Source organism: Streptomyces sp. NPDC050564, from assembly GCF_044457265.1.
Classification (GTDB): Bacteria; Actinomycetota; Actinomycetes; order Streptomycetales; family Streptomycetaceae; genus Streptomyces.
The window spans coordinates 41,722-68,642 of sequence record NZ_JBITGS010000010.1 but is presented as its reverse complement, the minus strand read 5'-3'; the positions used below and the strand labels follow the sequence as shown (position 1 = coordinate 68,642).

Here is a 26,921-nt window from a genome sequence, read left to right as displayed (position 1 = left end):
GTCAGATGTCGACAAATCCCCAGAGTCGCCTGCACCGAGGGGCAGTTGTTCCGGGGTCAGTTGCCGGAAGAGCCGCCTCCGCCGAGATCCCCGATCCACCCGCTGATGGTGTTGTACCAATCCTTCAGCTGGGCGAAGTACCCCTTGCCCGAGCCGATCCAGTCCTGAAGGGGACTGAACTCCCAGATCAGCCAACTCGCGACGAACAGGATGAGGATGGTGAACAGACACCCCTTGAGGCAGCCGAGCCCCGGGATCTTCATGGGGTTGGCGCTGCGCTGCCGCGGCTCGCGCGGCTGACGCGGCGCGGGCTGCTGAGGCTGCTGAGGAGCAGGCGCGTACCGCTGCGGCTGCTGCTGGGGCGCGGGGGCATACCGCTGCTGCTGGTGCTGCGGCGCGTACTGCTGCGGCTGTTGCTGCTGCGGATATCCGTATCCGGGCGGCGGCTGCTGCCCACGCTGCTGCTGCGGCCGCTGCTGGGGCCGTGCGACCTGCCGCTGCGGGCGACGGCGCAGCGGATCCTCGTTCGGGTCGAGGTACTGGACCTGCGTCTGCTCATTGCGGTCGCGGGCCGCGCGCAGCTGGTTCTGCCAGGGATGCGGGTCCTCGGGCTGGCCCGGCTGACCCTGCTGTCCGCCCGGCTGGTGCTGCGGCACGGGCGGCATGACGGCGGTCGGGTCGGCCGCGCCGCGGTTCGGGAGGACGGACGTGGGGTCGGCGTCCCCGGAGGTGTGCGGCAGGACGCTGGTCGCGGCATACGGGTCGAAGGCGCCCGCGCCCTGCGGCAGCACCTGGGTGGGGTCGGCCGCACCGGGCACGCCCGGGACGGTCGCCGGGGCCGGGTCGGGGGCGAGCAGCGCGCCCACGCCCTCGGCGGCGGCGATCTGCGCGGCGTTCGCGTGCACACCGACGCCCGCGGCGACGGCGCGCAGCCCGCGCGCGAGGTTCTCGGCGCTGGGCCGCTCGTCCGGGTTCTTGCGCAGGCAGCGCTCTATGACGGTCCACAGCGGGTCCGGCACGGTCGACGGGCGGCGCGGCTCGGCGCTCAGGTGCTGGTGGAGCACCTCCAGCGCGGATCCGCCGGCGAACGGCGGACGCCCGGTGACCAGCTCGTACAGCAGGATGCCCGCCCCGTAGACATCGACGGCGGACGTCTGCGGACGCCCCTCCGCCGACTCGGGCGCCACGTACGCGGGCGTGCCGACGAATTCGTGGGTGCGCGTGAGGCCCGGGGAATCGGCGAGCCGGGCGATGCCGAAGTCCGTCAGCATCGGATGCATCTGGCCGCCGTCCTGCTTGAGCAGGACGTTCGCCGGCTTCAGATCGCGGTGTACTACGCCGTCGGCGTGGCTGGCGGCGAGCGCGTCGGCGACCTGGGCGGTGAGGAGGGCGGCGGCGACGGGAGTGAAAGGCCCGTTCTCGCGCAGGTAGCGGTGCAGGTCGGGCCCGTCGACCAGGTCCATGACGAGCGCGAGCAGATCGCCTTCGACGACGAGGTCGCGTACCCGCACGATGTTCGGGTGGGTCAGGCGGAGCAGCACCGACCGCTCCCGCAGGAACCGCATCACGACGTCCGCGTCGCTCGCGAGCTCTTCCTTCAGGACCTTGATCGCCACGGTTTCGCCGGGCTGGCCGGCCACGGCCGCCTCGGCGCCCGCGGTCTCCCTCTGGCGGGCTCGCCAGACGGTGCCTGTGGCGCCGCGCCCAAGCGGCTCCTCAAGGAGGTACTTGCTCCCTACCGGCCGCACGTCATGCGCTCCCTGTTGCTTGCTTGCCTGGTCCGTCCACCGTCATCACCGTGGTACAGGTGTTCCGACCCAACTGTAGTGCCGTCGCACATGGCACTGGGCTGTTGTCTTTCTGTGCTTCCCGTGAGCGCCTGTGCTTCGCATAAGCGCTTACGTACGCCTTCCCGCGCGTGTTCGATGGAAAGACGCTCGGTCCGGTCACTTGGTTGCCGAACGGCGGGCGTGACCGATCTCAAGCGGGCACCGGTCGGGCACTGGTCAGGCACTTTTACGGGCAGAGCCGACCAATCAAGATCACTTACGGGTGGGGGGCGGGCGTGTTGTCAGTGGCAGGTGCGAGGATGCCTCCAGTACTGGCCGACGTGCCCGTGTGCGGTGGGGGAATCTGCGGTGGGGGACCGCAGCGCAGCCTCGTCCTCGTCGCGGACACCTGCGCGGAAGGGACCGCTGACGGCGATGCAGATCCGGCTGACCGTCGTAGACCCGCTGGGCCCGCCCTCGGAGCCGCGGGGGCGTGCCGCGGCCTGCGATGTGCTGGTCACCGCGCCCGCCGGCACGGCGCTGGCCGCGGTCGCGTCGGGCCTGGCCTCGGCGGTCGGCGGGGGTGACAGCCAAATCGTGCTCTACGCGGGCGCGGAGCGGCTCGACGGGCAGCGCTGCACGCTGGGCGAGCCGCCCCTGACGGACGGCGCCGTGCTGTCCCTGGGCGCGCCCGCGGAGCCCGGCCCGGACGCGGACGACGGCGCCGCCCAGCTCCATGTGGTCGCGGGCCCCGACGCGGGCGGCGTCCACCTCCTGCACGGCGGCCAGATCCACATCGGCCGCTCCGCCGACGCGGACGTGCCGCTGGACGACCCCGACGTCTCCCGCCTGCACTGCGCGGTCACGGTCACCCCGGAGGGCCGCGTCTCGGTCGCCGACCTCGGTTCCACGAACGGCACGGCACTCGACGGCACCCGCGTCGGCACCCGCCCCGTCCGCCTCGCGCCCGGGGCCCTCCTCCGTGTCGGCGAGTCCGCCCTGCGGCTGGCTCCGCCCGGGGGTACGGGGGCGTTGGGGACGGCGCCGGACGGGGAGGGGCATGTGCGGGTGACCGTCGGCGCCGGTCCTGGGGCCGGCGCCCCCGATGTCGGCGGCCCCGCTCGCCCGGGGCCGGCATCGCCCACCGCGACCGTGCCCCACGCGCGCGTGGGGGACACCCGGATCCCCGCCGCCGGGCAGACCGACGGCACCCCGGTCCCGTCGCCCACCGGAGACACACATCACACCTACGGACCGGCGGAGTGGGGAGCCGCGGAGGGAGTCCCGGGCGCGCAGGAGCACGGTCGAGCCGTACCGCAGGCCCCACCCTCCGGCGGACCGTCTCCCGCGCCCTCCGTCGTGCCGGGACAGGGCGGGGCACCCCACATCGAGAGCCGGCCGCGCGGCGGCGCCGAACGGGACGGCACCCCCGAGCCCGCCGGGCACGGCGAGCCCCCGGCAGAGACCGCGGACTCCGCACGCGCGGGCACCGCGAGCACCCGGAAAGGCACTCCCCCTCGCGGCACGGACGTCCCGTCCGGCGTACGCAGGCGGGGCGGAATCGGCGCCTGGGCGCGGCGACTGGCCACAGGACGCGGTGGAGCGGCGGGTCCCGGGCAGGCCCCGTACGACGACGGGGAAGCCGCAGGAGAAGATCCCCTCCCCACGGTGCCGCAGTCGCCGGAGAGCTGGCCCGACCCCGCGACGCTGCTGCTCACCGCACTGGGGCCGGGACCGCGGCTGTGGGAGCGCGGCCCCGGGCACCCGGAGGCACTGACGGTACGGCTGGGCACGGCCGACCGGGCGGCACCCGACGGCTCGGGCCTGCTGCCCGCGGTGCCGGTGACCGCCGGCCTGCGGGAGGCCGGCGCGCTGGGCCTGGCAGGGCCTCGTCCGCGCCTCGCGGGGCTGGCCCGCGCGCTCGTGGCGCAGCTCGCCGCGCTGCACTCCCCCGATGCCCTCGAGATCGTCCTGATCAGCACGGACCGTTCCCGCACGGTGGAGGACCGCACGGCCGAGTGGTCCTGGCTCGGCTGGCTCCCCCACCTGCGCCCCACGCACGGCCAGGACTGCCGCCTCCTCCTCGCCTACGACCGCGAGCAGGCGACGGCCCGCACGGACGAACTCCTCCGCCGTCTGGAGGACCACCTTGCCGAAGCGGGCCGCGCGCCGGGGGCTCCGGCCACCCGCCGAGACCCACGTCCCGGCGACGATGTACGGGGCGCGGCCCGGCGGCCCTCCTGGGCGCGGGACGAGGACGAGGCGGACGGAGCCTTCGACGGGCCGTACACCGTGGTGCTCGTGGACGGGGACCCAGGGGGCGCCGATGTGCGGGAGGCCGTGGTGCGGCTGACCCACGAGGGGGCGCGGGCCGGGATCCATGTGGTGTGCCTCGCCGAGACCCCTTCGGCATCGCCCGCGTCGCCGGTGACGGAGACGTACGAGGCGGCGTGCGAGGCATCGCCGGCGTTCCGCGAGTGCGGAGCGGTCGCGCTGCTCAGCGGGGACGTGGCCACGGCACTGCGGCTGATGCGGGTCGCGCCGGGCGGGCCTGTCGGTTCCGCCCCGGGCGCGGCCGCGCGGCGCACGACGGGCGACGCCGCGGGGGCCCGGCGGGGCGGGCTCGGGGGGTCCGGGCAGGACGGCCACGCAGGGGTCGGGCAGGACGGACACGAGGGGTTCTCGCGGGGCGGCTCCGCGGAACGGGCGCGCGGCGGCCGGGTCGAACCGACGCACGGCGCGACGTACCGCAGCCCGACTCGGGGCGGTCCCCCGCACGCCGACGCCACCCACGGAGGCTCCCCCCGCGCCGGGGCCGTCGGGGCGGATGCCGGTTCGATGCGCGGTGGCCACACCCACATCGGCACCACCGGACACCTGGCGCGCGGCCCCGTGGGGCATGGCACCGTCGCCGCGATCGACGCCGTGTCGATCGCGTGGGCCGAGCGGTTCGCACGAGCGCTCGCGCCGCTGCGGACCGACGGCACGCACGGCGACCGGCACACGCGCGTATCCGCGCCACTGCCTCAAGTGGCCCGTCTGCTCGACGAATTGGGGCTTGCCCGGGCCACCCCGGCCTCACTGATGGCGCGTTGGGCGGACGCGGCCGACGACACCGAGGCGCTCGGTGGGCGCGGCCGGGTCGTCCTCGGAGCCGGGCCGCGCGGGCCCGTCGCCGTGGATCTCCCCGCAGAGGGGCCACATCTGCTGATCGAGGGGCCTACGGGCAGCGGTCGTACGGAGCTGCTGCGCTCCGTTGCCGCGTCACTCGCCGCCGCGGAGCGACCCGACCGGCTCGGGATCGTACTGATAGACGGGCGGGACGGTACCGGAGGCAATGGCGCGGGGCGGGGCGAGGGACTCCAGGCCTGTACGGACCTCCCGCATGTCACGACCCACCTCACCGCCAACGACCCCGTACGGATGCGGGAGTTCGCCCAGGCCCTCAGCGCCGAGCTGAAGCGGCGGGCCGAGCTGCTCGGGCGGCTCGACTTCACGGAGTGGCACACCCGGCGCGAGGTGCCGGGCCGGATCGTGGCCCAGCGTTCCGCCAAGTCGTCTTCGCCCGGGATGGTGGCCGGGGCGTCGTCCGGCGCCGGGGATCTGGACGCGCCGCCCAGTTCGACGCTGCGGTTGCGGCCGGCGGCCGCGCGGGATCGTGCGGAGCCGGGACCGCCGCTCGCCCGTCTTGTCGTGGTGGTCGACGATCTGGACGCGCTGCTGTCGCCCCCGTTGGGTTCGCCGGGGCGTCCCGCGGCCGGGTCCGTCATACGGGCCCTCGAGGCCGTTGCCCGTGAGGGAGATCGGCTCGGGGTGCACCTTGTGGCGGCGGCCGGGGTCGACGGGCGTACGGCGGGGTCCGAGTTGGGGCGGTCCGCCGCGGTGCGGGTCGTCCTCGACGCGGTGTCCACGGGTCCGGACGAGCCGGCCCCCGGGCGGGGGCGGCTGCTTCGCCCGGACGGGCGGGACACGCCCTTCCAGGGCGGTCGGGTCACCGGGCGCATTCCTCGTACGGCCACCCTCCGCCCCACCGTCGTGCCTCTGGAGTGGCATCGCATGGGCGATCCGCCGGCGCGGCGACCCGTTCGCGAGCTCGGCAACGGGCCGACGGACCTGGCGTTGCTCGCCAGTGCTCTGGAGCGGGCGGCTCGGTCTGTGGCCGCGGTCGAGGTGCCGTCGCTGCTTTAGCGTCCCGTGCGGGTGGGTGGGTGCCGGGGAGGTTTTTCGCCCCCTCCGCCCCTGCCCGTCCCGTACCGGGTGGCTCCGCCCCCAGACCCCCGGGGGTGTTTTTCGGCTGCCGGCCGGTGGGGCCCTGTCGCGCAGTTCCCCGCGCCCCTGGGAGGCGACAACACGTCACGACCCAATCACGATCGCTCACTTGACACCGTTGGCGCTCTTGCCGCCCTCAAGCCCCGGGCGTAGACCAGAGCGCACGGGACAGCGCTCGGACGTTCGACGAGGAACGAAGAACGGGGCAATGATGCGCAGCAATCTTCGTGTACGCAGGTCGCCCAATCACTCCACCAATCACTCCACGTACAGGTCACGCAGGGCCGCACAAGCCGCCGCAGCCGCCGTCATCGCCGGCGCGCTCACCCTCACCGCATGCAGCGGCGACAACAAGGACAAGGGGAACGACGGCACCGGCAAGGAGAGCAGCAGCGGCAGCGGCGACACCGTCACCCTTCCCAAACTCGACGGCGCCAGCCTGGAGGTCGCCGCCGTGTGGACCGGCGCCGAGCAGGCCAACTTCAAGAAGGTGCTCGCGGAGTTCGAGAAGCGCACCGGCGCGAAGGTCACCTTCGTACCCGCGCAGGACCCGATCATCAACTTCCTCGGTTCGAAGATCGCCGGTGGCCAACCGCCGGACATCGCGATGCTGCCGCAGCCCGGGGCCATCAAGCAGGCCGTGGACAAGAAATGGGCGAAGCCCATCGGCGCCGAGGCGCAGGCGGAGCTCGGCAAGAACTACTCGCAGGGCTGGCAGGACATCGGCAAGGTCAACGGCAAGCAGTACGGCGTCTATTACAAGGCCGCCAACAAGTCGCTGATCTGGTACAACGCCAAGGTCTTCGAGAACGCGGGCGCGAAGGAGCCCACGACCTGGAAGGACCTCCTGAGCACCGCGCAGACGATCTACGACTCCGGTGTCACCCCGTTCTCCGTCGCCGGCGCCGACGGCTGGCCCCTCACCGACTGGTTCGAGAACGTCTATCTCTCCCAGGCGGGCCCGGAGAAGTACGACCAGCTCGCCCAGCACAAGATCAAGTGGACGGACCCGTCCGTCAAGCAGGCTCTCACGACGCTCGCCCAGATCTGGGGCAAGAAGGACTTCGTCGCGGGCGGTGCGGCCGGCGCGCTGCAGACCGAGTTCCCGGCCTCCGTGACGCAGACCTTCACCGGCGGCGACCAGCCGAAGTCCGCCATGGTCTACGAGGGCGACTTCGTGCAGGTCAACATCGGGGAGACGAAGGCGAAGGTGGGCACGGACGCGAAGGTGTTCCCGTTCCCGACGGTGGGCAGCACCGCGCCGGTGGTCTCCGGCGGTGACGCCGCGGTGATCCTCAAGGACTCCAAGGCGGCCCAGGCACTCGCCACCTTCCTGGCCTCGCCGGACGCGGCGACGATCCAGGCGAAGCTCGGCGGCTATCTCTCCCCCAACAAGAACGTGCCGAACTCGGCCTACCCGAACGCCGTGCAACAGAAGATCGCCAAGGCGCTCATCGCGGCCGGCGACGACTTCCGCTTCGACATGTCCGACCAGACCCCGCAGGCTTTCGGCGGCACGCCCGGCAAGGGCGAATGGAAGGATCTCCAGGACTTCCTGAAGAACCCGACCGACGTAGCGGGCGCCCAGGCGAAGCTGGAGAAGGACGCGGCGGCGGCGTACGGCAGCGGGAGCTGATCCGGCGATGACGTCGGCAGCGGCGGCGGAGGTCCCCCCGACCCCCGCCGCGCCCCGCCCGCGCAAGAGCGTGACCGGCACCCGCAAGACCATGGCAGCCCTCTTCCTGCTGCCTGCCCTCGTGCTGCTCGGCGCGCTCGTGGTCTACCCGATCGGGTACTCGGTCGTCCGCAGCTTCTACAACCAGTCCGGCGACGGTTTCGCCGGCATCGACAACTACAAGTCCCTGTTCACCGACGACGGCATCCGCACCGCGCTCAAGAACAACATCATTTGGGTGGTGTTCGCGCCGACGATCGCGACCGCCCTCGGGCTGATCTTCGCGGTACTCACCGAACGGGTGCGCTGGGGAACGGCGTTCAAGCTGGTCGTCTTCATGCCGATGGCGATCTCGATGCTCGCCTCCGGCATCATCTTCCGGCTGGTGTACGACCAGGACCCGGACAAGGGAGTCGCGAACGCGGTCTGGGTCGGCATCCACGACACGTTCGCCGAGTCGTCCGCGTTCCCGAAGGCCCATCCGGGACGGCAGTCACCCCTCGAACCCCGAGGGGGCGGGTTCATCACCAAGAACCCCGTCCAGGCCGGGCAGTCCGTCACCCTCCCCCTGGTCGGAGTCGCCCCCGACCAGATGCCCGACAGTGCCAAGAAGGCCGTACAGGCCAAGGCCGAGCCCGGCAAGGTCACCGGCACGGCCTGGCAGGACTTCACCCGCGGCAGGGGGGTCGGGAAGCTCGGCCAGGTGGACACGGGTGAGCTCGGCTACGCGGGCATGAAGGTCGAGGCCGTCAAGGACGGCAAGGTCGTGGACTCCACCAAGGTCCGGGGCGATGGCACCTTCACGCTCTCGGACAAGGCCGACGGGGCCCAACTCCGGCTCCCGGCGGGTAACTTCAAGGAGCCGTACAACGGCCTCGACTGGCTCGGCCCGTCCCTGGTCACGCCCGCCATCATCGGCTCGTACATCTGGATGTGGGCGGGCTTCGCGATGGTGCTGATCGCGGCGGGTTTGGCAGGTGTGCCGCGCGAGCTCCTCGAGGCCGCCCGGGTCGATGGGGCGAACGAGTGGCAGGTCTTCAGGAGGGTCACGGTGCCGCTGCTCGCGCCCGTGCTCGCGGTCGTCACCGTCACCCTGATGATCAATGTGCTGAAGGTCTTCGACCTGGTCTTCATCATCGCGCCGGGTTCGTCCCAGGACGACGCCAACGTGCTGGCCCTGGAGCTGTACCGCAAGGGCTTCGCGGAGGACCAGCCGGGCATCGCGAGCGCCATCGCGGTGTTCCTGCTGCTGCTCGTGATCCCGGTGATGCTGTTCAACATCCGCAGGCTCAGGCGGGAGGTGCGGCGATGACCACCCACGCCGGCAGGCTCACGAAAGCCGCGCCTGTCGCGGCCGTGAAGACGAAGCAGTCCCTCGGCTCACGGCTCGCGAGCGGGGTCAGCGGCGGTGTGCTCCGGGTCTTTCTGCTCCTCGTCGGGCTGTTCTGGCTGGTGCCGACCATCGGGCTGCTGCTGTCCTCGCTGCGCAAGCCGGAGGACATGAGCGCGAGCGGCTGGTGGAAGGTCTTCAGCGAGCCCTCGCAGCTCACCGTGGACAGCTACCAGAAGCTCCTGGAGAACAGCGACATCACCAACTCGCTGGTGAACACGGTACTGATCACGGTCCCGGCGACCCTCCTCGTCGTCGTGATCGGTTCGCTCGCGGGGTACGCCTTCGCCTGGATGGAGTTCCCCGGCCGCGACTGGTGGTTCCTGGGCGTGGTCGGGCTGCTGGTCGTTCCCGTGCAGGTGGCGCTGATCCCGATCGCCGAACTCTTCGGCAAGATCGGCATCTTCGGGTCGATCATCGGCGTGGTCTTCTTCCACGTGGGCTTCGGTCTGCCCTTCGCGGTGTTCCTGCTGCGGAACTTCTTCGCGGAGATCCCGCGCGAGCTCCTGGAGGCGGCCCGACTGGACGGCGCCGGTGAACTTCGCCTGTTCGTACGGGTCGTGATGCCGCTCGGCGGTCCCGCGATCGCCTCGCTCGGGATCTTCCAGTTCCTGTGGGTGTGGAACGACATGCTGGTCGCGCTGGTGTTCTCCGACTCGGGCAGCCAGCCGATCACGGTCGCACTGCAGACACAGGTACGCCAGTTCGGCAACAACATCGATGTGCTGGCACCGGGTGCCTTCATCTCGATGGTGATCCCACTGGCCGTGTTCTTCGCGTTCCAGCGGCAGTTCGTGTCCGGGGTCATGGCGGGCGCGGTGAAGTAGGTTCGGCAAAAGAGCACTTGAGGGGCGGGCCGGACACCGGCCCGCCCCTCATCGTTCACCGGACATCCCCCGTATGCCACATCTGGCGTAACCAAGTCACCCCTTCGGCCGTTCCCGGGCAGGTATGCCCGCGCCGACCCATGGATGTCCCTTGCCCAGGTTCAGTGTCATCGTCCCCGCGTACAAGGTTCAGGCGTACCTGCACGAGTGCCTGGAATCCGTCCTGGAACAGTCCTACCCGGACCTCGAACTGATCGCGGTCGACGACTGCTCGCCCGACGCCTGCGGGGCGATCATCGACGAGTTCGCGGCCCGCGACCCCCGAGTACGCCCTGTCCATCTCACCGAGAACGTGGGCCTGGGCCGCGCCCGCAACGCGGGCCTCGAACACGCCACCGGCGACTACCTGATCTTCCTGGACAGCGACGACAGCCTCACCCCGGACGCGCTGCGCGCCATCGCCGACCGGCTGAAGGAGACCTCCGAACCGGACGTCCTGGTCTACGACTACGCGCGCACGTACTGGTCGGGCGAGGCCGTCCGCAACCAGTTCGCGGCGCAGTTGACGGAGGCGGGCCCGGCGCCGTTCCGGCTCGTCGACCGGCCGGGGCTGCTGCGGATTCTGATGGTGGTGTGGAACAAGGCGTACCGCCGGGAGTTCGTCGAGCGCGAGGGCTTCGCCTTCCCGCCCGGCTACTACGAGGACACGCCCTGGACCTATCCGGTGCTGATGTCCGCCGAGACGATCGCCACCCTCGACCGGGTCTGCGTCCACTACCGCCAGCGGCGCCACGGCAGCATCCTCGGCACCAGCAGCCGCAAGCACTTCGACATCTTCGGACAGTACGACCGTGTCTTCGCGCACATCGACAGGCGCCCGGAGCTGGCGCACTGGCGTCCGGTCCTGTTCCGCCGCATGGTCGACCACTTCTCGACGGTGTTCCTCAAGCGCGGCCGGCTGCCACGCGGCTCTCGGGCCGAGTTCCTGCGCAGGTCACGTGCCCACTACCGCCGCTACCGCACACCGGGCGCCCCCGTCCCGCTGCGCACCCGCGCGCGGCACGCGCTGGTCAAGCTGGGCACCCACCGCGCGTACCGCCTGCTGTCACTGGCGTCCCGCATCCACAGACAGACCGTGCGCCGGACCAAGACGCTGCTCCGCAGGACCCGCGGCGCCGCGCTGCAACTCCACTACCGCGTCCAGCTCCGCCTCCCGCTGCGCGCCGACCGCGCCGTGTTCTCCAGCTACTGGGGCCGCGGCCACGGCTGCAACCCGGGCGCCCTGGAGTCCGCTTTCCGCACCTGGGCCCCGCACATCACCACCACGTGGATCGCGCATGCCGAGCACCACCACACGATCCCGGCCTCGACGCGCAGGCTGCGCCCCGGGACGGCCGCGTACTGGACGGCGCTCGCCCGCTCCAAGTACCTGGTGAACAACGTCAACTTCGACCGGCGGCTGGTCAAGCGCCCCGGCCAGATCATGATCCAGACACAGCACGGGACCCCGCTCAAGCGCATGGGCCTCGACCTCCAGGACCGCCCGGCGGCCGCCCGTGGCACGGACTTCGCCGAGCTGCTGCGCAGCGTCGACAAGTGGGACTACTGCCTGTCCGCCAACCGCCACTCCACCCTGGTCTGGGAGCGCGTCTTCCCGTCCTCGTACACGACGCTGGAGTACGGCCTCCCCCGCAACGACGTGTTCCAGCAGGCGACTTCGGCGGACGTGTCCCGGCTGCGCGAGTTGCTCGGCATCCCCGAGGGCGCGGTCGCCGTGCTGTACGCGCCGACGTACCGCGACTACCGCCGCACCCAGCGCCAAGCCCTCGACCTGGAACGCGTGCTGCGCCGACTCGGCCCGCGCTTCGTCGTGCTGACCCGCTCCCATCACGCGTACGAGGCCCCGCCGGCGAGCGCCTCCGGTGGCCGTCTCATCGACGTGTCCGGCCATCCGAGCATCGAGTCGCTGTGCCTCGCCTCGGACGCGCTGGTCACCGACTACTCGTCCCTGATGTTCGACTACGCGGGTCTCGACCGGCCGATCGTGATCCACGCGGACGACTGGGAGGCGTACGAGGCGGCCCGCGGCACCTACTTCGACCTGCGCGCGTTCCCGCCGGGCGCGGTCGCGCGCAGCGAGGACGAGCTGATCGACATCTTCGCGTCGGGGCACTGGCGCGGCTCGCGCTCCGCGCAACTGCGGGCCGCGTTCCGCGAGCGTTTCTGCCCGTACGACGACGGGCGCGCCGCGGAGCGGGTGGTACGCCGTGTGGTCCTCGGCGAGAGCGCCGGTCTACCGCCGTTCATCCCGCTCGGCGAACGCCACCCGGTCCCGTCGGCGGCCGCGGCCCTCCCTGCCACGCCCCTCGCGACCGTGCCGCCGCCCGGCGCTGCCGTCCCCGTCACCGAGAACCTCTGAACCGGAGTCCGCGTGCCCTCCAGCCCGTCGCGGCCCACTCCCACCCGGCCGGCCACCTGGCGGCCCGCCGGGCGACCGGGGCGATGAAACCCCGGCTCAGTGCCCCTTGAGAGAAAGAGCAGAATGCCCCGCTTCAGCGTCATCGTGCCCACCCATGGAGTCGCCGGGCGACTGGCCCAAGCGCTGGACTCGGTCCTCACCCAGTCCTTCGGCGACTTCGAGCTGATCCCGGTCTGCGACGCGCCCGACTCCCCGGCCGGGACGGTCGCCGCCTCGTACGCCGCGCGGCACTCCCGGGTCACTCCGGTCCACTCGCCGCCGTCGGGCGGGCTGAGCGCGGCGCGCAACGCCGGGATGGCGGCGGCGAACGGCACGTATCTGCTCTTCCTCGACGGCGACGACGAACTGGTGCCGGGCGCGCTGGGAGCCCTGGACGCCAAGCTGCGGGCCGACACCGACGTCCTCTACTTCGGACACGAGCGGGTGCACTGGTGGGAGGGCGAGTCGAGCAGGCCCCCGCTCGACAGGGACCCGGAGGTCCTCGGCGCACACGCCCCCGCGTGGAGCGCGGCCTACCGTCGCGCCTTCCTCGCCGAGCACCGACTCACCTTTCCCGGCGGGCACTTCACGGACGCTGGCTGGAGCGGCCTGGTGACCCTCGCGACAGAACGCGCGGCGGTGCTGCACACCGTCTGCGTACGTCATCACCTGCGCCGCCAGGGCAGGCGCCTCAACACTCCGGGTGAGCACCAGTTCGAACTCCTCGACCAGGTCGAATCGGTGCTCACCCGCGTATCCGAACAGACCGTGTCCGCGGCCAAGTCGCACGCGCTGTTCGGTCAGCTCTTCGCCATCGTGCTGAAGACGGCGGCCCATCCGACGCGGGTGCCCGCGCGCCGCCGCCGGGCCTTCTTCCGCCGCGCGGGCAGGCTCTACCGACGCCACCGCCCGGCCGGGTTCCGGCCGCCGTCGGGCAGTCTCGGGGTGCAGCACCGCTTGCTCGCGACCGGCGCCTACAGCGCGTTCCGGGCACTGCGCGGAGCCAACCAGGCGGCCGCTAAGGCGGCTCAGCGGGTGCCGCACCCGAGGATGCTGCGCACCCGCGCGCTCTACGCGGCCCACCGCCGTCGCGCCCTCGACGAGAACCTCGCCGTGTACTGCGCGTACTGGGGCCGCGGCTACGCCTGCAACCCGGCCGCCATCCACGCCAAGGCCCGCGAACTCGCCCCACACATCCGCTCGGTGTTCCTGGTCGAGCCCGAAGCGGTGGACGCGCTGCCGAAGGGCATCGACCACGCGGTGATCGGCAGCCGCCGCTCCTGGGAGGTGCTGGCCCGCGCCAAGTACCTGATCAACAACGCCAACTTCGCGGACGGCGTCGTCAAACGCCCCGGCAGCGTCCATGTCCAGACCCAGCACGGGACCCCCCTGAAGAAGATGGGCGTCGACCAGTCCACGTACCCGGTGGTGGCGGCCGCGACCGGCAGCTTCGCCAAGCTGCTGACCCGGGTGGACCGCTGGGACTACAACCTCTCCTCCAACCGGCACTCCACCCAGATGTGGGAGCGGGCCTTCCCCGGCACGTACGAGGCGCTGGAGTACGGCTATCCGCGCAACGACGTCTACTACACGGCGACCGCCGACGACGTGGCCCGCGTGCGCGAACGCCTGGGCGTCCCCGAGGGCAGAACCGCCCTCCTCTACGCGCCCACGCACCGCGACTACAGCACCGGCTTCGAGGCCCGGCTCGATCTGGAGGCCTTCTGCGAGGAGATCGGCGAGGACTTCGTCGTCCTGCTGCGCGCCCACTACTTCTACGACGAGGGCGCCGCGCGCAGGAGCGGCGGCCGGATCATCGACGTCACCGCGCACCGCTCCTCGGAAGACGTCTGCCTGGCCGCCGACGCGCTGATCACGGACTACTCGTCGATCATGTTCGACTACGCCAACCTCGACCGGCCGATCGTCGTGTACGCGGACGACTGGGACATCTACCGGGAGACGCGGGGCGTCTACTTCGACGTGATGGAGGCGCCACCGGGGCCGGTGGCCCGCACCCCTCAGGACCTCGCCCGGGTCTTCGCCGAGGGCTCCTACGCGGACCCCAAGTCCACGGCACTGCGTGCCCGATTCCGCGAGCGCTTCTGCCAGTTCGACGACGGAAGGGCCGCCGAACGGGTCGTACGAAGAGTGCTCCTGGGTGAACCGCCCGAGGCCATCCCGCCCGTGGTGCCGCTCGCCGAGCGTCTTCCGGCTCCCGCCGCGTCCCCCCTCGTAAGGAGCTGACGTGCCCCGCTTCAGCATCATCGTCCCCGTCTTCAAGGTGCAGGGCTTTCTGGCCGAGTGCCTCGACTCGGTCCTGGAGCAGTCGTACACGGACCTCGAAGTGATCGCCGTCGACGACTGCTCACCGGACGGCTGCGGTGCGATCCTCGACGAGTACGCGGCCCGCGATCCTCGCGTACGCGTGGTGCACCTGCCCGAGAACGTGGGACTCGGCCGGGCCCGGAACGCCGGAATGCCGCACGCCACCGGAGACTTCCTCTTCTTCCTCGACAGCGACGACACGCTCACCCCGGGGGCCCTGCGCGCCATCGCCGACCGGCTGGAGGAGACCGCCGACCCGGACGACCCCGACGTCCTCGTCTTCGACTACGCGCGCACGTACTGGTGGGGGGGGACGCGCAGGAACGTCCTCGCGCGAGTGCTCACGGAGGCGGGTGACGGCACCTTCACGGCCGCCGAACACCCGGAAATTCTCGAGCTGTTGATGGTGGTGTGGAACAAGGTCTACCGCCGCGAGTTCGTCGAGCGCGAGGGCTTCGCCTTCCCGCCCGGGTACTACGAGGACACGCCCTGGACGTTCCCGGTGATGCTCAGCGCGGAGCGCATCGTCACGCTGGACCGGATCTGCCTGGCCTACCGCCAGCGCCGCCAGGGCAACATCCTGTCCACCACCAGCCGCAAGCACTTCGACATCCACGACCAGTACGAGCGGGTCTTCGCGTTCCTCGACTCCCGCCCGCGGCTGGCGAGTTGGCGCCCGTATCTGCACCGCAAGATGGGCGAGCACTGTCTGGACATCCTCTCCAAGCCGGACCGGCTGCCCGAGTCCGACAAGGGCGAGTTCTTCCGGCTGACAGCCGCACTCTTCCGCAAGCACCGGACCACCGAACCGGTGCCTCGCGAGCTGCGCGTCCTGGAGGGCGGCTTCGCGCGCTACCGGGCCCATCGGCAGGCGGGCCGCCTCGGCAGGGAGCTCGGCCTGCGCGGGCAGCAAGTGCGCAAGGCGGCCGCCACGCGGGTCAAGCGGGGTTGGTCCGTGGTGCACGAACACCGGTCGCTGGACCCGAACCTGGCGGTGTACTCGGCGTTCTCGCACCGAGGGGTGCTCGGCGACCCGGCGGCCGTGTACTACAAGGCGCGGGAGATCGCCCCGCACATCCGCGGGGTGTGGGTGGTGCGGGGCGAAGAAGAGGCGGCACTGCTTCCGAAGGATGTCGAGCACGTGCTCCTCGACTCCCTGAGCTGCCGCCAGGTCACCGCGCGGGCCACGTACTTCGTCAACAACGTCAACTGGCCCGGCACGCTCGTCAAACGCCCCGGCAGCGTCCATGTCCACACCCACCAGGGCACCCCGCTGAAGTACATGGCGGCCGACCTGCTCGACAAGCCGGGCGCCCGGCACGGCTTCGACGTACCGCAGATGCTGCGCCGCGCCGACCGCTGGGACTACAGCCTGGTCGCCAACCGCCACTCCGAGCTGGTCTGGGACCGCGCCTACCCCTGCCACTTCACCTCACTGCGCAGCGGCAGCCCGCGCAACGACGTCCTCGTCCGGGCACGGCCGGAGGACGGCTCGGCCGTCCGCGCGCGCCTGGGCATCCCCGCCGACCACCGGGTGGTGCTGTACGCGCCGACGCGCCGCGACTACGTCCGGGGCGGCCACACCGACCGTATCGACCTCGCCCGCTTCGCCGACGATCTCGGCGAGGGCCACACCCTCGTCGTACGGCTGCATCCCACGCTGGCGGACGGCCCGGCGCGCGGGATGGGCCTGTCCGAGCTGCATCGCCGCGGGGTCGTGGTCGACGCGACCGACGAACCGCACGTCGAGGACCTGATGCTCGCCTCGGACGTCCTGGTCACGGACTACTCGGCCCTCATGTTCGACTACGCCAACCTCGACCGCCCGATCGTGCTGCACACCGACGACTGGGGCGCGTATGCGGCGAGCCGGGGCGCCTATTTCGACATCACGGCGGACGCCCCCGGCCATGTCGCCGGCTCCTACCGGGAGTTGGCGTGGCTGTTCGCGTCCGGGGCGTGGCAGGACGCGGACGCGGAGCGGCTGCGGGCCGGTTTCCGGGCGCGGTTCTGCGAGTTCGACGACGGGCGGGCGGCCGAGCGGGTGGTGCGGACACTGATGCTCGGAGAGAAGGCCGAGGAGCCGGCCCCCGTCGTCCCGGTGCCCGCGCAGGCGGGGCACGACGTCCTCGCGTCGTCGTGAGCGTGCTTGTGCGCTCCGTCGCGGGGCCCCGGTCGCCGCGCTCCCCGCGGTTCTGGGTGATCGTCCTGGCCGCCGTCTTCGCCGTCCTCCAACTGGCGAACGTCACCGGCCGGGACACCCCCGACACCAAGAACTACCTCTCGTACGCGCTGAGTCTGCGCGGCGAGAGCAAGCACGACGCCGCCGCGCTCACGATCGACTACGCCTGCGCCGGCAAGGCGTCCATCGCGCGCCGCAACCAGAGCGTCAACGTGGTGCACTTCCACCGGCCGAGCCCCACGAAGCGGGTCATGGAGGAGTGCCGGCGCGACCAGTGGCGGGGGGTCTCGAAGCGGCTCGCGGCCGGGGAGACGGCGGGGCACACCGTGCCGTTCATGCCGCTCCGCTTCATGCGGATCTTCGAGGTGCGGCCGGGGTATCCGGCGCTGCTGGTCCCCTTCATCACGGTGCTCGGCGTGAAGTGGGGCCTGTGGGCGTCGAGCGTCCTCATCACGGTCGCCGGAGGCGTCCTCGCCTTCCTGGTGCTGCGCACCCTGCGCGCCCCCACGATCGCGGCCCTGTCGGGGCAGGCCCTCTTCTACGTGCTGCCGTGCGGCACGACGGCGATGCGTCCGATGACCGAGGGTCTGCTGCTGACTCTGACCCTGGCGGCACTCTGGGGCTGTGCGCTGGTGCTGGAGGGCCGCGCGCGGGCCGGAACCTGGCTGGTCGGCGGGTCCCTGGCACTGCTCTTCACGGTGAAGCACTCGCACGCGCTGTTCCTCGGGCTGTGCCTGGCGGGCGCGTGCGCGGTGATCGGCGTACGGCGCGGGGGGCCGCGTCGGCCACTGCGGGGGCTCACAGGTCCGCTGCGGACCCTGGCGACGGTGGCGGGCTGCGCCGCGGTTGCCGCGGTCGCCGTAGCGAAAGTGCTGCACTACCCATCCGAGTCCGAGAGCCTGCAGGACCTGCTCACGGCCCACTTCTCCCGCCCCGACCGCACCCACCTGTGGTCGGAGTTCCTCCATCTGGAGCTCAGCTTCTGGGTGGAGTGGCTGCGCCGACAGTTCTGGGAGCCGCTGTTCCTGACGACTCTGGTGGCCGCCGCGTGGGGCGCGCTCCGCCGCCGCCCGGCCTTCGCGGCGTTCCTGCTCGCGGTCGCGTTCACCGGCGTCCTCAACCAGGCGGGACACCCCGACATCAACATCTGGGGCGACCGGCTGATCGTGCTGGCATGGCTGCTGCCGGTGGTGGGGCTTCCGCTGCTGCTGGAGGGGGTCGTACGGCCACGGGTGGAGGCCTCGGGTACGGTGCCGGGCCCCCTCAAGCGGCACACCGAGGTCGCTCGATGAGGTGATATCCGGCTAGGCATGTGACCTTGGTGGGCATATACGGCAAATGCTGCGAACCGTCACCCAGTCCCCCCTCTCCGCCCGATGAGCGCCGACGTCCTGGTCCGACGGGCCCTGCGCGGCGCCACCGCGCTGCGCGGCGGTGCCGCCCGGCGTCCGACCCCGTACCAGCTCTTCGGCGCCCTGTTCTGGCTGGTGATGTCGCTCGCGTACTGGCGCGTCCCGCTGTGCTGCGACGCCGGCCAGCACGCGGCGGTCGTCGAGCGCCTCAAGGCGCATCTCCTCCACCCTCTCCACCCGATGGCGGATCTGCCCGGCGCGGGCAGCCCGTACTACTCCCCGTACGCGCTCGCCCAGGGAGCCTTCGCCCGGCTGACAGGCCTGGGCGGCTGGGAGGTCGTACGGCTCTCCGGCCCGTTCAACCTGCTGGTCCTACTGACCGGAATCGGCCGCTTCGTCCGTGTCCTGACCCCTCGCCCATGGGCCCCGGTCCTCGGGTTGTTCGCGATGGTGCTGCTGTGGGGCACCGAGCGGGCCTGGTGGAGCGGGTATCTGGGACTGATGTCGATGACGGGGAACCTCGGCTATCCGTCGACGTTCGCCATCGGACTGACCTTCTGGGCCTGGGCGTTGACGGGCAGGCACGCGCGAGGCACCGACGGACCCGTCCGGTACATCGGCCCGAGCGGCCTGCGGAGCCTGTGGGGGTACAAGGGGCTAGGCGCCCTGTACGGCCTGATCCTGCTCGTGCACCCGATCACCTCCATCGCGGCGGTGCTCGGGGCGGTGGCGTTCGTGGCGGGATGGCAGCGCGGATGGCGGCCGGCCGTCGTGGGCCGGTGGGCCATGGCGGGCGCGACGGCCTTGCTCGTCGCGTCCTTCTGGCCGTACTTCGACGTCTTCGCGCTGACCGGGGACCGCAGCGTGGACGCGATGCACGAGCGGCTCTACGAGGGGATGCCCGGGCACTTCTGGCTGGCGCTGATCGGGGTGCCCGCCCTGTGGCTGCGGGCGCGGCGGGCCGGGCGGAGCGAAGGGCACTGGTGGCGGGATCCGCTGGTGCTGATGTTCGCGCTGGAGTGCCTGGCGGTGGCGTACGGCTGGGTCAGCGGGCACTACACATACGGCAGGATCCTGGGGCTCACGCTGGTGCCGCTGCAGTTCGCGCTCGGGGTGGAGCTGGCGGGGGCACGGCCGTGGGGGTTCGGGCGTCGGCTGCTGGGCTGGGCGGCGGTCGCCGGGGCGTGCGTCGGTTTCCTCACCGTGCAGGCGGGGGCGGTGGTGCCGCGCGCGCTCGACCCGATCGGCTTCGACCAGCCGCCGCACTGGCCGACGTACGCGTGGGCGGCACGGCACATCAAGCCCGGCCAGGCGGTCATCACGGACGGGTACTACTCCGTCCACCTGATCGCGGGCTACGGATCGGACCTCGCCGCGCCCGCCTGGCCCGACCTCGCGCTCGACGAGAGGGAGCGGCAGCGGCGGCTGGCCGCGGTTCGCGCCTATCTCGACCCGGCGTCGACCCGCGCCGAGCGCTCCGCCGTCGCCCGGCGGTATCACGTCCACTGGCTGCTGCTCACGCGCTGGCGGCGGGTTCCGGAGGAGGCGACGGTGGTCGCCTGGAGCCGGGAGACGGGGGAGGTGCTGGCACGGGTCCGCCCGTGAAAAAGGCCGTTCGGCCCCTGCGGGCCTGTGGGGGCCGAACGCTCAGTGCCCCGCGCCCCTTACGGGCCCGGGGCACTGAGCATGGTTCACGACAGCCGGAACTACTCGACGACGAGCTCGACCGGGATGTTGCCGCGGGTCGCGTTGGAGTAGGGGCAGACCTGGTGGGCCTGCTCGACGAGCTTGCGACCGGTCGCCTCGTCGACGGAGTCGGGCAGCTCGATGCGCAGCGTCACCTTGAGGCCGAAGCCCTCGCCCTGCTTGCCGATGCCGACCTCACCGGTCACCGCGGACTCACTGACGTCGACCTTGGCCGCGCGGCCGACGAGGCCGAGGGCGCTGGCGAAACAGGCGGCGTAACCGGCGGCGAAGAGCTGCTCGGGGTTGGTGCCCTGCCCGTTCCCGCCCAGCTCCACCGGCGGGGCCAGCTGCAGGTCGAGCTTGCCGTCGGAGCTGACGGCGCGGCCCTCGCGGCCGTGGGTGGCGGTGGCGACAGCGGTGTAGATCGCGTCCATGGAGACCGTCCCTCTCAAGTCAAAGTCCTTGCCGGGGCGGCCGGTCCGACCGCCTCACGGACTTAATTAGAGCACGCAATTCAATTGCACACAACTCAATGGCTCACAAGAGCTATCCTGGAGCCATGACCGCCACGCCCACGCCCACCCCGAGCCCCGAGGCCCCGTCCGCGCCGTCCGCGCCGTCCGATGGGGACTACCTCCGCCTCGACCAGCAGATCTGCTTCTCCCTGAACGCCGCCTCGCGCGCTTTCGGCGGCGTCTACCGCGTGATCCTCAAGGACCTCGGGCTCACCTACCCCCAGTACCTGGTGATGCTGGTGCTGTGGGAACACGGCGAGCTGCCCGTCAAGAAGGTCGGCGAGCACCTGCGGCTCGACTCCGGCACGCTGTCGCCGCTGCTCAAGCGTCTGGAGGCGGCCGGTCTCGTCCGACGTGAGCGCAACGCCCGCGACGAGCGCTCCGTGCACGTCCACCTCACCGACGAGGGCGTCGCCCTGCGCGAGCGCGCCCTGCACGTGCCGCGCCGGATCGCCGCGGCGACGGGCGCCGACCTCGAAGAGATCCGCGACCTCCGGGCCCGCCTGGACCGCCTGACGGCGGCACTGGACCAGGCGGCACTGGACGAGACGCCGGGCTGCGTCTAGGCCTTGGCGCCTGCCTTTCGTATCACGCCTGGGCCGCAGGGCTCGGCACGCACATCTGCGGCGTTGTCGTCAGCCGCCGACTCCCCCACGCTCGGCTTCGCTCGCGCGCGGGGGGGGACCCCATCGCGTCGACTCCCTCCTTCGCCTTGTCGCTGCACGCACCGAGCCCCGCTCACCGGCAGTGGTGGGCACCGCGACCCGAAGTCGGCGCGATCCGAAGGACAGGCCCTAGTCGACCACCCGGCCGATGCCCTGCATGGGTGCCCTGCGCACATACAGGCGCAGGGTCACGCCCTTCCGCACGACCTCCTGCCGAGCCACGAACTCCTCGTCGACCACGGTGAGTTTGACCTGTTCGGTCGGGCTGGCCGGATACCAGGTCGGGCGCAGCGCGAACGGCTCGGCGACCACCCACACCCGGTCGAGCCGGGCCAGCCGGCGGCGCAGTTCGCCCGGGTCCGCCTCCAGCCCGTACAGCGTTCCGGACGCCGGCCCCGGCGTGCTGAGCGCGACGTCCCGGATCCCGCGAAAGCCCTTCGGATACGCCAGCGCCGACCGCCGCACGATCGACGGCAGGAACAGCACCGGGTCGCCCGGGCGCAGTTCGCGGTGGGCGGTGGCGGAGACGGCGGCGAGGTTGTCGGCGCGGTGGCCCGCGGTGCGGTCCTGGCGGAGCAGGGGGAGCTGCAGGGCGAAGGCGAGGGCGATGGTCAGGACGCCGGTGAGGGTGATGCGCGGTCCGGTGGGGACGGTGGGGCGCAGCCGGGGCATCAGGCCCACCAGCCGTTCGGCGCCGGCCGCGGCGAGCAGGGGCGCCCCGGAGAGGGCGTACAGCACATAACGGTCGTCGTACAGCGGCCAGAACTGCGAGACGGCCATCAGCACCGCAGGCGGGACCACCATCAGAGGCAGGGCGACCGCCGGGAGCGACAGCTCACCCCGGCGCACGAACGGCGGCCGCACGGCGAGGGCGGCGAGGGCGGCGAGGACCAGGTACGGCACGACCACCAGTAGCGTCGAACCCGTGAACGCCGCCAGCAGTCGCTCCACGCTCCCGGCAGCGGGCCGCGGCAGCCACGCGACCTGCGCCGACTGCCCCCGCGAGACAAGGACGAGCGGCGTCAGCCCGAGTACCGCGGCTCCGGCCGCGCACCCCCACCGCCACCACACCCGCGCCGGTACCCGCACGAGCGCCAGCGTCCCCGCGTGCGCGAGCAGCAGGAGCACCGCCAGCTCGTGCAGCAGACACGTGACGGCGACCACCGCCGCGTACGCCCACCAGCCCCCCGCCCTCCCCCAAGTTCTCGACTCCGCCCGACCAGCGGGGGCCCCGATGGCCCGGACCAACAGAACGGTCGCCCCCGCCGCCCCGGCCGCGACGAGCGCGTAGGACCGGCCCTCCTGTGCGAAGTGCCCGGCCATGGGCGTGACGGCGTACAGCAGCCCCGCCCACAGGCCGACCCGCGGGCGGCACAGTCGGACGCCGAGGGCCGCGACGAGGCCCGCGGTGGTGGCGGCGGCGCAGACCGAGGGGAGCCGGAGGGCGACCTCGCCGGGGTGCGGTGCCAGGGCGGCGTGCATCAGGAGGTAGTACAGGCCGTGCACCGCGTCGACGGAGTGCAGCAGCTGCCAGATCTGCGGCACCGAGCGCCGCGCGACCTGGAACGTCACCGCCTCGTCCCGCCACATGCCGCCGCGGTCGAGCCCCCAGAGCCCGATCGCCAGCATGGCGGACACGGGCAGCAGGACGGCCGCCACCCCCGAACGCCCGGCACCGGACCACCTCAGCCACGCGCTCACCATGGCACCGATTTTTTGCTATTAACCAACGTTTGCGGGTGATTGACGGCGTATCAACTGCTGTGAGGCATCCATGCGGCTTACGATCCGGGCTTGATGAGCGCCTCGAAGAGACCCCGCCGCCCGCTTGCCCTTGCCGCCGCCTGGCTCGCCACCCGCTCCCTGATGCTGTGGCTGCTCGCCCACGACGGCCTCGCCGCGCTCGGCCGGGGCGGGGTCTCCCGCGAGGTGGGGCACCTGTACTTCCGCTGGTACGGCGTCCTGTCGCAGGGCACGTTTCCGGTCGGCGACCGCCTGTGGCAGTACCCGCCGGGCGCGGGCCCGGTGCTGCTCGCGCCCGCCCTGCTGCCGACGCTGACGTACTTCACGGCCTTCGTGACCCTCACGCTCCTCGCGGACGCCGGGATCACCTACGCCCTCACGCGCGCGGGGCTGCGCCCCGGGCGCAGCCTGCACGGCGCCACCCTGTGGACCTGTGGGCTCCCCCTGCTCCTGCACATCCCGCTCGCCCGGTACGACGTCCAGGTCACCGCCTTCGCCGTCATCTCGCTGTTGACGTTGTCGCGCTCCACGCGTGCGTGCGGCGCGTTCGCCGCACTGGGGGCGTTGGTGAAGGTCTGGCCCGCACTGGCGCTGATCGGGATCCCCCGGGGCCGTACGACCCGGGAGGTCTGGACGTCGGCGGTGATCACGGCGGTCGCACTGCTCGCCCTGCTGACGGCCGCCTTCAGCGACCCGTTCGACTTCCTGCGCCAGCAGGGCGGCCGGGGCGTGCAGATCGAGTCGCTCGGGGGTACGGTCCTGGGCTTCGCGCGCCGCGCCGGGTGGCCGGGCACGGCGCGCTACCAGTACGGAGCGATGGAGTTCGTGGGCCCGTACGTCTCCGCGGTGGCCGCCGTCTCACTGGCCCTCACGGTCGCCGCGTTCGGGCTCCTGCTGCTGTGGCGGGTCCGGGCGCGGCGCTGGACGGCGGCGACCGTGTACGACGCGGCGCTCGCGGCCGTGCTGCTGTTCACGGTGACGAGCCGGGTGATCAGCCCCCAGTACATGGTGTGGCTGCTCGGCCTGTCCGCCGTGTGCCTGACCTCGCGGCACACCACACAGCGCCCCGTGGCCTCGCTGATCGTGGCGGCTACGGCGGTCAGCTCGGTGGCGTACCCCGGCCTCTACAGGGAAGTCGTCCACAGCACCTGGACGGGCTGTCTGCTGATGCTCGTACGCAACGGTCTGCTGGCGACGGCCGCGGGGCTCTCGTACGTGCGGCTGTGGCGGTCGGGCCTTCCTCCGGCCATGACAGATACGACAGACCGGGTCACATCCGACGGGTCTCCACGGAACCCGCACCCGATTCATGCCGTCTTCCGCACAAGACACTAAGCGCCTCTTAACGGAAAATTACTCGTAACACCTACCGTTTCGGCCCGTGGATCCCATGAACTCTCAGCACGCGCAGGTCAGTGTGGTCGTCATCGGGTACAACGACGCCGCCCATGTGACGGACGCGGTGCGCTCGGCGCTCGCGCAGGGCCCGGCCGTCCATGAGGTGATCGCCGTGGACGACTGCTCGACGGACGGCAGCGGCGCCCTCCTCGACGGCCTCGCCGCCGCCGAACCGCGCCTGAGAGTGATCCGCCGCGCCGTCAACAGCGGCGGCTGCGGCAGCCCCCGCAACGACGGAATCGACGCGGCGACGGCCCCGTACGTGATGTTCCTGGACAGCGACGACGTGCTGCCGGCCGGCGCGGTGGACGCGCTGCTCGCGGCGGCGGCCGGGCAGCACACACAGGTCGCGGCCGGTCTGTGCGTGCGCCGTGAGCTGCCCTCGGGCCGCGAGGTCCCCTGGGAGCGCGCCCTCTACGCGGAGCCCGCCCTCGTCTCCCACCCCGCTCGGCGCATCCGCCTGGTGCGCGACACGCTCTGCGTCAACAAGCTGTACCGAACCGACTTCCTGCGCAAGCACGGGATCCGCTTCCCCGAGGGCCGCTTCCGCTACGAGGACTTCGTGTTCACCGCGCGCGTGCTGGCCGCCGGGCCGCGTGTCGCGCTCATCCCGGACACGGTGTACGTCTGGCACGTACGGCGCGAGGCCGCTCACCTCTCGATCTCGCTCGACCGCGCGGACATCGCCAACTGGCGAGCCAGGACCGAGGCGAACCGGGCCGCGTACGAGATCCTGCTCGGCGCGGGCGAGAAGGGGCTCGCGCGGGCGGTGCACGCCAAATTCCTCGACCACGAGCTGCGGATATACACGCGCGAACTCGAACTGCGCGACCCGGAGTACCGGCGCGCCTGGTGGGAGCTCACGCGCGCGTATCTCTCGTCCTTCGACGCGACCGACCTCGCCGTCAACCCGACCGCCCCCGGCCGCCTCGTCGCCCGCGTCGTCCTGGCCTCCCCCGCGCCCCGCGACCTGCCCCGCCTCAAGGAGCTCGCGGCCCGCCCGGCCCGGCTGCTCCCGCCGTACGCCCGCGCCTCCGACGCCACACCCATCTGGTCGGACGACCTCCCCCAGGTCACGCTGGACCACTTCCTGACGCGCTCCGCCCACCTGCTGCCGGCCGCGGTCGATGCCGAGCTGCGGCCACGCGCGCGTGGCACCTGGCTGCGACTGCGCCTGCACGAGCTGTACGGGCGGATGGCGGAAGCCGGTCCGGCGTCGGTGGACGTGGAGTTCGTGCACCGGGAGGAGGGCCACGTGGGACTGCGCCGCGAGGTGAACTTCCTGCCGGACCGGTACGGCGACGTCTGGACGGCCCGGACGCCGGTGGACCTGGCGGCGCTGGGCGCGGGAACGTGGGATCTCCGGCTGGAGCTCCGCTTCCGCGACGGCACCAGCCGGGAGGCCACGGCGCACGCGCTCGCGGGCCCCGGTCTGCTGCGCCGCCGCGCCGTCCCCGACGCCCGCCGCGGTGTCCTGCTGGTGCAGCCGTACCGCACGCACGCGGGGGCGCTGGCGCTGCGCACGGCGTCCGGATGGAGAGGAATGACCGATGTGGTGCACCGTCGTCTCAAGCGCCTGGTTCACTGATACGCGACCGCACGACACACGCACCACCAGGGCTCACTGACGAGGGGACGGGCGCACATGACCTGGCTGATCACCGGCGGCGCCGGCTACATCGGGGCGCACGTCGTCCGCGCGATGCTCGACGCGGGCGAACAGGCCGTGGTCTACGACGACTTGTCCACGGGGATCGCGGAGCGGGTACCCGCCGATGTCCCGCTGGTCGTCGGCTCGACGCTGGACGGCGAGCTGGTGTCCCGGACCCTCACCGAGCACTCCGTCACCGGTGTCGTGCATCTGGCGGCGAAGAAGCAGGTCGGCGAGTCGGTGGACCTCCCGCTGCACTACTACCGGGAGAACGTCGAGGGCCTGCGCGTGCTGCTGAAAGCGGTGACGGCCACGCGGGTCGGCTCGTTCGTCTTCTCCTCGTCCGCGGCGGTGTACGGCATGCCGTCCGCCGCGCGGGGGGACGCGCTGGTGACGGAGGAGACGCCGTGCGTGCCGATGAGTCCGTACGGCGAGACAAAGCTGGCCGGCGAGTGGCTGGTCCGCGCGACGGGCCGTGCCACGGGCCTGTCCACCGCCTCCCTCCGTTACTTCAACGTGGCGGGCGCGGCGTGCCCGGAACTGGCCGACGTGGGCGTCTTCAACCTCATCCCCATGGTCTTCGAAAAGCTCACGGAGAACGCGCCCCCACGCATCTTCGGCGACGACTACCCCACCCCCGACGGAACGTGCGTCCGGGACTACATCCACGTGGTCGACCTGGCCGAGGCCCACGTGGCCGTGGCCCGCGCCCTCGACACGTCCCCCGGCAGCGACCTCACCCTCAACATCGGCCGCGGCGAAGGCGTCTCGGTCCGCGAGATGATCGACCGCATCAACGCCCTCACCGGCTACGACCGCCCCCCGGTCACCACCTCCCGCCGCCCAGGCGACCCGGCCCGCGTCGTCGCCTCCGCCGACCGCATCGCCACCGAACTGGGCTGGAAGGCCAAGTACGACGTCCAGGACATGATCACGTCGGCCTGGGCGGGCTGGGTGCGCCTGCATCCGGAGGCGGCTCGGAGCTGACCCCGCGTCTCCGGCATGACCCGCAG

The 26,921-nt window shown here is 72.0% G+C and carries 16 protein-coding genes; 13 read left to right on the top strand and 3 right to left on the bottom strand.

What is annotated here, in order from left to right; all coding sequences use genetic code 11:
- Positions 1-56: 56 nt before the first annotated feature.
- Positions 57-1,748 carry a serine/threonine-protein kinase gene (locus ACIBK0_RS17610; protein WP_399080541.1) on the bottom strand — a complete coding sequence of 564 codons (1,692 nt, stop codon included), beginning with the start codon at positions 1,746-1,748 and terminating at the stop codon, positions 57-59.
- Between the two features lie 456 nt (positions 1,749-2,204).
- Here ACIBK0_RS17610 and ACIBK0_RS17605 point away from each other — a divergent pair, with 456 nt between their 5' ends.
- From ACIBK0_RS17605 to ACIBK0_RS17565, 9 genes are all read left to right on the top strand, one after another.
- Positions 2,205-5,957, top strand: a complete 3,753-nt coding sequence (locus ACIBK0_RS17605; protein ID WP_399080539.1) for an FHA domain-containing protein — start codon at positions 2,205-2,207, stop codon at positions 5,955-5,957.
- Positions 5,958-6,249: 292 nt separating this feature from the next.
- A complete protein-coding gene (locus ACIBK0_RS17600; RefSeq protein ID WP_399080936.1) occupies positions 6,250-7,674 on the top strand; it encodes an ABC transporter substrate-binding protein in 1,425 nt (474 codons plus the stop codon).
- A 70-nt stretch (positions 7,675-7,744) separates the two neighbouring features.
- Positions 7,745-9,025 (top strand): carbohydrate ABC transporter permease, encoded by a 1,281-nt coding sequence (locus ACIBK0_RS17595; protein WP_399080934.1) that lies wholly within the window; start codon positions 7,745-7,747, stop codon positions 9,023-9,025.
- Positions 9,022-9,930 (top strand): carbohydrate ABC transporter permease, encoded by a 909-nt coding sequence (locus tag ACIBK0_RS17590; RefSeq protein ID WP_399080537.1) that lies wholly within the window; start codon positions 9,022-9,024, stop codon positions 9,928-9,930. The genes ACIBK0_RS17595 and ACIBK0_RS17590 overlap by 4 nt, the downstream gene beginning before the upstream one ends.
- Before the next feature lie 151 nt (positions 9,931-10,081).
- On the top strand, positions 10,082-12,349 hold the full coding sequence (locus tag ACIBK0_RS17585) for a CDP-glycerol glycerophosphotransferase family protein (RefSeq protein ID WP_399080535.1): 2,268 nt from the start codon (positions 10,082-10,084) through the stop codon (positions 12,347-12,349).
- A gap of 123 nt (positions 12,350-12,472) precedes the next feature.
- Complete coding sequence (locus tag ACIBK0_RS17580; protein ID WP_399080532.1) at positions 12,473-14,635, top strand: CDP-glycerol glycerophosphotransferase family protein; 2,163 nt, start codon at positions 12,473-12,475, stop codon at positions 14,633-14,635.
- 1 nt (position 14,636) lies between these two features.
- Positions 14,637-16,859 carry a CDP-glycerol glycerophosphotransferase family protein gene (locus ACIBK0_RS17575; protein WP_399080530.1) on the top strand — a complete coding sequence of 741 codons (2,223 nt, stop codon included), beginning with the start codon at positions 14,637-14,639 and terminating at the stop codon, positions 16,857-16,859.
- Positions 16,856-18,190, top strand: coding sequence for a hypothetical protein (locus ACIBK0_RS17570; RefSeq protein ID WP_399080528.1), 1,335 nt, complete (start codon positions 16,856-16,858; stop codon positions 18,188-18,190). Before ACIBK0_RS17575 ends, ACIBK0_RS17570 begins: the two co-directional genes overlap by 4 nt.
- A gap of 84 nt (positions 18,191-18,274) precedes the next feature.
- On the top strand, positions 18,275-19,855 hold the full coding sequence (locus tag ACIBK0_RS17565; RefSeq protein ID WP_399080526.1) for a hypothetical protein: 1,581 nt from the start codon (positions 18,275-18,277) through the stop codon (positions 19,853-19,855).
- A gap of 101 nt (positions 19,856-19,956) precedes the next feature.
- Here ACIBK0_RS17565 and ACIBK0_RS17560 read toward each other — a convergent pair whose 3' ends face one another.
- On the bottom strand, positions 19,957-20,370 hold the full coding sequence (locus ACIBK0_RS17560; protein ID WP_399080524.1) for an organic hydroperoxide resistance protein: 414 nt from the start codon (positions 20,368-20,370) through the stop codon (positions 19,957-19,959).
- Between the two features lie 125 nt (positions 20,371-20,495).
- On the opposite strand from ACIBK0_RS17560, the gene ACIBK0_RS17555 reads away from it, so the two are divergent.
- Positions 20,496-21,017: a MarR family winged helix-turn-helix transcriptional regulator gene (locus tag ACIBK0_RS17555; protein WP_399080522.1), complete on the top strand. Its 522-nt coding sequence runs from the start codon at positions 20,496-20,498 to the stop codon at positions 21,015-21,017.
- A 228-nt stretch (positions 21,018-21,245) separates the two neighbouring features.
- Here the strand turns inward: ACIBK0_RS17555 and ACIBK0_RS17550 are convergent, their stop codons facing one another.
- A complete protein-coding gene (locus tag ACIBK0_RS17550; protein ID WP_399080519.1) occupies positions 21,246-22,820 on the bottom strand; it encodes a hypothetical protein in 1,575 nt (524 codons plus the stop codon).
- Between the two features lie 93 nt (positions 22,821-22,913).
- Between ACIBK0_RS17550 and ACIBK0_RS17545 the strand changes: the two genes are divergently transcribed.
- From ACIBK0_RS17545 to galE, 3 genes are read left to right on the top strand one after another with little or no spacing between them, the layout of a single operon-like run.
- Positions 22,914-24,194, top strand: a complete 1,281-nt coding sequence (locus ACIBK0_RS17545) for a glycosyltransferase 87 family protein (protein WP_399080517.1) — start codon at positions 22,914-22,916, stop codon at positions 24,192-24,194.
- 55 nt (positions 24,195-24,249) lie between these two features.
- Positions 24,250-25,845, top strand: a complete 1,596-nt coding sequence (locus tag ACIBK0_RS17540) for a glycosyltransferase family 2 protein (RefSeq protein ID WP_399080515.1) — start codon at positions 24,250-24,252, stop codon at positions 25,843-25,845.
- Between the two features lie 57 nt (positions 25,846-25,902).
- Entirely contained in the window at positions 25,903-26,895 is a 993-nt protein-coding gene (gene galE, locus ACIBK0_RS17535) for a UDP-glucose 4-epimerase GalE (RefSeq protein WP_399080513.1), read from the top strand.
- The last annotated feature ends 26 nt before the right edge of the window (positions 26,896-26,921 follow it).